This is a genomic window from Tardiphaga sp., from assembly GCF_044340795.1.
Classification (GTDB): domain Bacteria; phylum Pseudomonadota; class Alphaproteobacteria; order Rhizobiales; family Xanthobacteraceae; genus Tardiphaga.
Genome location: NZ_JBIISY010000320.1, coordinates 1 through 5,664 on the forward strand (window position 1 = coordinate 1; position 5,664 = coordinate 5,664).

Consider the following 5,664-nt stretch of genomic DNA (forward strand, 5'->3'; position numbering starts at 1 on the left):
AAGCCACGGGCGAAGCCTTCCACTGGCCCGTCGAGCTCCAGCAGGACCCAGAACCAATCTCCGGGAAGATAGGCGAACCCGGTCCGTACGGCCCATTCGAGATAGGGAGAAACCTGTTTCCGTTGTTCGGCCATGGCGCATCTCCGGACTATGATCGTCGTTTCGTCTCCTCGGGAGGATTGACCTCAAGGACCGCTGCGTCCCATAGCCACTTCAATATCTCTGACACCGCTGGCGGCGTGGAAGACAGCGGATCGACATAAGGCGGATTGATCTGCGGCTTGAGTTCTTCCCGACCGGTTGCCGGATTGTAGAAGTCGCGCAGATCGAAATCCTGCGCGGGACCATATCGCGTGCCATCGAAGCGCCACGCGCGAAACTCCGACCCACGTTTTGCACGCAGGATGAAATAGCGGGCAAGCGACAATCCGAGCACCTGCCCGACCGCGGTGTCGACCGGGAAATGAACACCGGCGACCGTGCGATTGACTGAAATGCGTGCCGCCTGTCGCATCAGTTGTTCGCCAAGCCGCGGCGGCCGCCCGTACAACTCCCACAGGATGCGCGCGATCATGTGGCTCTCGGTCGCATGACCGCTGGGAAACGCGCCGTGGCCCGGCGTCTGGATGATCGGCTGCACCTGCGACGACAGTTCGTGAGGCCGCCAGCATGCCAGAGCATGCTTGATACGCATTTCCACTGCGGTGGCGAAGCGGAGCGCCGCATCGAGCAACTCGATCGTCTTCTTGGTGCGATCCGGATGTAGGTTCACGACCGAACCCCAGAAGGCATATTGAGGACCGAGCTGCGTCAGGATCTCCGAGACGCGATCCTCGCGCAGATCTGCGTGGGACTCGACAATGTCCAACTGGCCCTTGAAGACATCAGCTGACGGGCGGATCAAGGTCGCTATCCGACTCGATTTCGCTCGCGGCGACGGATCAGTCGCCGTGGTCTGAACGTGGAATTGCCAGACCGTGACCGATTTCTCGCTCGGCGCCCGCACTATATTCTTGCCCCGGTGCTTGTAGCTGAATCGCTCCCGGTGGCTGGTGACATGAACGTTCGACAGCAATTCGAAATCGATCACTGCCGCCCGCACCCATGGCTCCCAAAGTGCGAGATGCGCCTTGTTGTCCAGTCCGCGTGGCGGCCGATCGATGGTCTGGCCGAGCCAGTTTCCCACGATGCCGTCACGGTGCTTGATGAGTGCATCGGCGACCAGCGGCGATCCATAGCTCCCGGAATAGCTCCCCGCGCCGCCTGCACCACCCGCGCCACCGGCTCCGCCAGCGCCGCCCGCTCCACCAGCACCACCGAGGACGCCTGCGCCCCCTGCTCCGCCTTCAGGACCCATCGTGCACATATCCCTGCTCCTGTCTTTGCTATTGCGGTACGCCTGCTCCCTGTAATGCGTTCGACCAGACCCGGCCGGTCTCAAATCCACCACTGGGATGGCGCTCGCGATATTTCGCGACCGTCAATCCCGGCTCGAGCTTCATCAACTCGGCCACTGTTTCGCGTGCCTCTTGCTCGAGGCCGCTTTGCCATTGCGCGATCGCCAGCGCGCGATATGTCGATGTATGCGTCCGGTTTGCGCGCAAGGAGCGCTTCGCGAGATCGATCGCCCGCGCATATTTCCCTGCGGAGAGAGCTGCCGTTGCGGCCAGGGAATCGTAGAAATAGCGGTGCGGATCGAGCGGCGACAGTTTCAGCGCATGTTCGGTGTGTTCGACCGCCAGCTTTCCCCCATCCTTGAAGGCCAGGAGCGTTCCTTTCAGCAGCCACGCCATCGCATCATTGGGATTGACGCTCAGCGCAAGATCATACTGCTCCTGCGCGGCGTCGAATTGCTTGAGCAGGTTGGTCTGCGCGAAGCCCATGACGACCAACGCCAGCGAGCAGCGCGGATCGATATTCAGCGCCCGCCGCCCGCAATCCAGCGCCAGCTGCGCATCGACATTCTGGTCATCGGCCCATCCCTGCTGCACACGCAGGATATGCCACTTCGCCAACCAGGCCCACGGCACCGCCTGCCGTGGCATGCGCTCGGTCAGAACCTGGAGCATCTGGCGGGACTTGTCGAAATCCTGCAATGATAACCGGTGCATCAGCGCGATCGCGCCCATCAGCAGCGTGTAACTCTCGACGGTCGGAAGCGCTTGGGATTGAGCGCGCTCGAGTTCGCGCGCCATGATCGCCAGACTGACCGCCGTCACGATGCCTGCGGTGGCGCCGTCCTTGCCGCTGATCAGGGCTGAAGCGCTGCAAACGAACGAGTCTGACCAGACGATTGTCAGGTTCGATGCCGACGCCAGTTCGAGATTGATCCTCAGCTTGCTTCCTGCCTTGCGATAGGAGCCGGACAGGACATAGTTCGCCGTCAAGTGACTGCTGATCTCCTCCACCGAACTGTCGCGCCCGCGAAAGACCGAGGTCGACAGGCGCGAGATCACATTCAGCTCCGACGAACGCGACAGCGACGATATGATTTCATCAGCGAGCACTTCGCCGATGACACGATGCTCCGGCTCCTCGTTGAGGCCGGTGAATGGCACGACCGCGACGGTGGGACGCAATTGCGGCATGGATACAGGACCCGGCTCGATCACGGGGCGCGGTCCCGGCGGACCGATGCGATAGGCCCGGACGGGTGCCTGTATGTGCTTGAGATAACAGGCTCCCAAATCCTCGACGTCGGCATCCAGCACCGGCACCAGCTGGTCGCGCACATCGGCGGATACGACGATCTCTCCCGGCCCCGCCAAACCTGTAAGCCGCGCCGCAAGATTGACGTCGGCGCCATAAATGTCGCGCTCGTCAGCGAGCAGATGGCCGACGTGAGCGCCTTCGCGGACAAGGATGTGCTGACGTTGCGGAACGTCCTCATTGATGCCCGCACAAGCAGTCTGGACCGCAAAGGCCGCCCTGACCGCGAGGGGCGCCTGAGGGAATTCCATCAGCAACCCGTCGCCGAGACTTTTCACGAGCCTCCCCTCGAAACGAGGCAGAATGTCTTCGTCCACCACCCGCACCAGCGCGCGCCATCGCTGCACCGTGCCGGCCTCATTCTCTTCCATCAGCCGCACGGACTCGAAAATGTCCACGAAGAGCAGTGTGCGCACCACCCATTCCGGACTCTCGAATGCAAGCGATGCGTTCGATCTAGCCATCGGCCACGCTGGTTATCGGTCTGACGTGCACGATTGTGAACTAACGCGCACGGTACAGATATCACGCTCGGTGAACTGCAGGGACAGTGAGACAACAAACAGTCAGGACTGATTAGTAAGGACAACACCCCCGGGGGTCGCTTCGGAGTGTTTGTACCCAAGACGACACAAGGTAAAATCCAAACAACGGCAATTTCAGGACATCGCCGGTTCGGTCAAACTCATCCGCTCGCTTCATGTGAGGCAGACCGCGGCTTCGATACTTGCTGTCGAAACGGGCAGCAGGCCGGCCGTCGACCATGATTTCCTGAACCGGCAATTCGGTGCCGATCGCATGACCGGCGCCTCCGTAATCGGCCGCGGATTTATGGTGTCGTATCCGGGCGTGATCTGCCGGATGACTGTCGAGCCGATGCTGGTCTGCCCGGCAGCGATCGCGCACAAAAGGACGGCGCATATCAGCAAGGAGCCGATCATCAGGCGACGGTAGGACTGGCGATAGAACTGGTCGAGCTCATCTCCGGGTGCACTCATGATGACCTCCCGATCGAACGCGCGAGTCCTACAGCGATCCGCCGGAGGTCGATGTGACCCGTGTCACATCGCGAGACGATTTTTTCAGTTGGCCAACGCGGGATCCACCATCGCCATCACGATCGCACGAAAATACCACCGCGTGACGTGGCGTCTGCGCGCAAAGGTCGGTGTTCGATCTGCGGGCTTTCGAGGAGCGTCGCTACATCGGTCAGGATATCCAGCCTGCGGTCCTTGGGCACATTTTCCGGACTATCCAAAGCAAAACGTCTGCATTCACTTTGCATTGAAGCCCGCATTTGCGACACATGGTAGCTGACCCGGCAACGAAGACAGGCTTCTCCATGACTTTTGCTACGAGTTTTGATGGTGCGTCCATCTATTTCGAAACCCATGGCAAAGGTGTGCCGATCGTTCTGTCGGCGGGCATGGGCGGCGGCGGCGGTTTCTGGGCGCCGCAGATCGAACAACTCGCGAAGCGACATCAGGTCATCGTCTACGACCATGTCGGCACCGCGCGCAGCCGTGACGACAAGCCGATCGACCGCACCATTGCAGGCATGGCCGGCGACATCGCCAGCGTGCTGGATCACCTCGGCCTCGACAGTGCACATGTGGTCGGTCATGCGATCGGCGGCATTGTCGGGCTGGAGCTTGCGATGACGCAGCCCCGGCGACTGCGCAGCGTGACCGTCGTCAATGGCTGGGGCCGCGCCGATGCCTTCCTGCGGCGCTGTTTCGAGGTGCGCAGGGAGATCCTGCGCGTTTCCGGACCGAAAGCCTATGTCCGCGCGCAGCCGCTTTTCCTGTTTCCGCCGCAATGGATCGCCGAGAATGAAGCCAGGCTCGATGCCGACGAACCGCACATCATCTCGCATTTCCCGCCGGCAGAGACGATGAATGCGCGGATCGAGATGTTTCTGGCCTTCGATCCCGGCGAGAGATTGCAGACGATCAAGACGCCGGTGCTGGTGACCACCGCTGCCGACGACGCGCTGGTGCCCGCCTATCTCACGCGCGAGCTGGCGGCGGCGATCCCGGGCGCGACGTTGAAAGAGGTGAGCTACGGCGCACACGCCTTCACGGCCGTGACGCCGGAGGTGTTCAACACGATGCTGCTGGAGTTTCTGGCGGGCGTGGACGGCGCGTCTTAAAACCGTGATGCCCGGCACAAGGCCGGGCATCACGGGGCGCTTTTACGGCGTGATCAGCACCGCACCGGTGGTAGCGCGCCCCTTCACCTGCTCATGCACCTTGACGATGTCATCGAGCTTGAAGCGCTGGCCGATATCCACCTTCACCTTGCCGGTGGTGATGGCGTCGAACAAATCGGCTGCATTGGCGCGGAAGGTCGCCGGGTCCGCATTGTGCGGAAACACCGACGGACGCGTCAGGAACAGGCAGCCCTTCTTGTTGAGCAGCTCCGGCTCAAAGTCCTTCACCGGCCCCGAGGCCGCGCCATACAGCACGACGAGACCGAACGGCGCCGTGCAATCGAGCGACTGGTAGAACGTGTCCTTGCCAACGGCATCATAGACGACACGCGCCTTGCGGCCGCCTGTGACTTTCAGGAATTCATCGACCCAGCCGGGCTTCGAATAATCGATGGCGAAATCGCAGCCAGCCTTCTTCGCGATGGCGCACTTCTCTGGCGTCGATGCGGTGCCGACCACGGTAGCGCCGAGCGCCTTGCACCAGCTCGACAGGATCTGGCCGACGCCACCCGCCGCCGAATGCACCAGCACGAGGTCGCCGGGCTGCACCGCATGCGTCTTCTTGACGAGATATTGCGCTGTCATCCCCTTGAAGATCAGCGTCGCAGCGGCTTCATCGCTGACGCTGTCCGGCAGCACCACGAGCTTGTTCGCTGCGACATTGCGGCGATCCGCATAGGCGCCGATGCCCGCATTCATGTAAGCGACGCGGTCGCCGATCTTTACGTCGGTCACGCCGTCGC

5 protein-coding genes are annotated in these 5,664 nt (G+C 61.8%); 1 reads left to right on the forward strand and 4 read right to left on the reverse strand.

Annotated features, from left to right (window positions below; translation table 11 throughout):
- Positions 1-148: 148 nt before the first annotated feature.
- From ACIQ17_RS30095 to ACIQ17_RS30105, 3 genes are all read right to left on the reverse strand, one after another.
- The gene (locus ACIQ17_RS30095; protein WP_398473126.1) at positions 149-1,366 is read right to left on the reverse strand and encodes a phosphatase PAP2 family protein; all 1,218 of its coding nucleotides are present in this window, start codon (positions 1,364-1,366) and stop codon (positions 149-151) included.
- A 19-nt stretch (positions 1,367-1,385) separates the two neighbouring features.
- Positions 1,386-3,125, reverse strand: a complete 1,740-nt coding sequence (locus tag ACIQ17_RS30100; protein ID WP_398473127.1) for an adenylate/guanylate cyclase domain-containing protein — start codon at positions 3,123-3,125, stop codon at positions 1,386-1,388.
- Positions 3,126-3,407: 282 nt separating this feature from the next.
- A complete protein-coding gene (locus ACIQ17_RS30105; protein WP_398473128.1) occupies positions 3,408-3,707 on the reverse strand; it encodes a hypothetical protein in 300 nt (99 codons plus the stop codon).
- Positions 3,708-4,051: 344 nt separating this feature from the next.
- Between ACIQ17_RS30105 and rutD the strand changes: the two genes are divergently transcribed.
- On the forward strand, positions 4,052-4,861 hold the full coding sequence (gene rutD, locus ACIQ17_RS30110; protein ID WP_398473130.1) for a pyrimidine utilization protein D: 810 nt from the start codon (positions 4,052-4,054) through the stop codon (positions 4,859-4,861).
- A gap of 42 nt (positions 4,862-4,903) precedes the next feature.
- Here rutD and ACIQ17_RS30115 read toward each other — a convergent pair.
- Positions 4,904-5,664 (reverse strand): quinone oxidoreductase family protein (locus ACIQ17_RS30115; protein WP_398473131.1); only part of this gene is annotated, 761 nt, incomplete at its 5' end.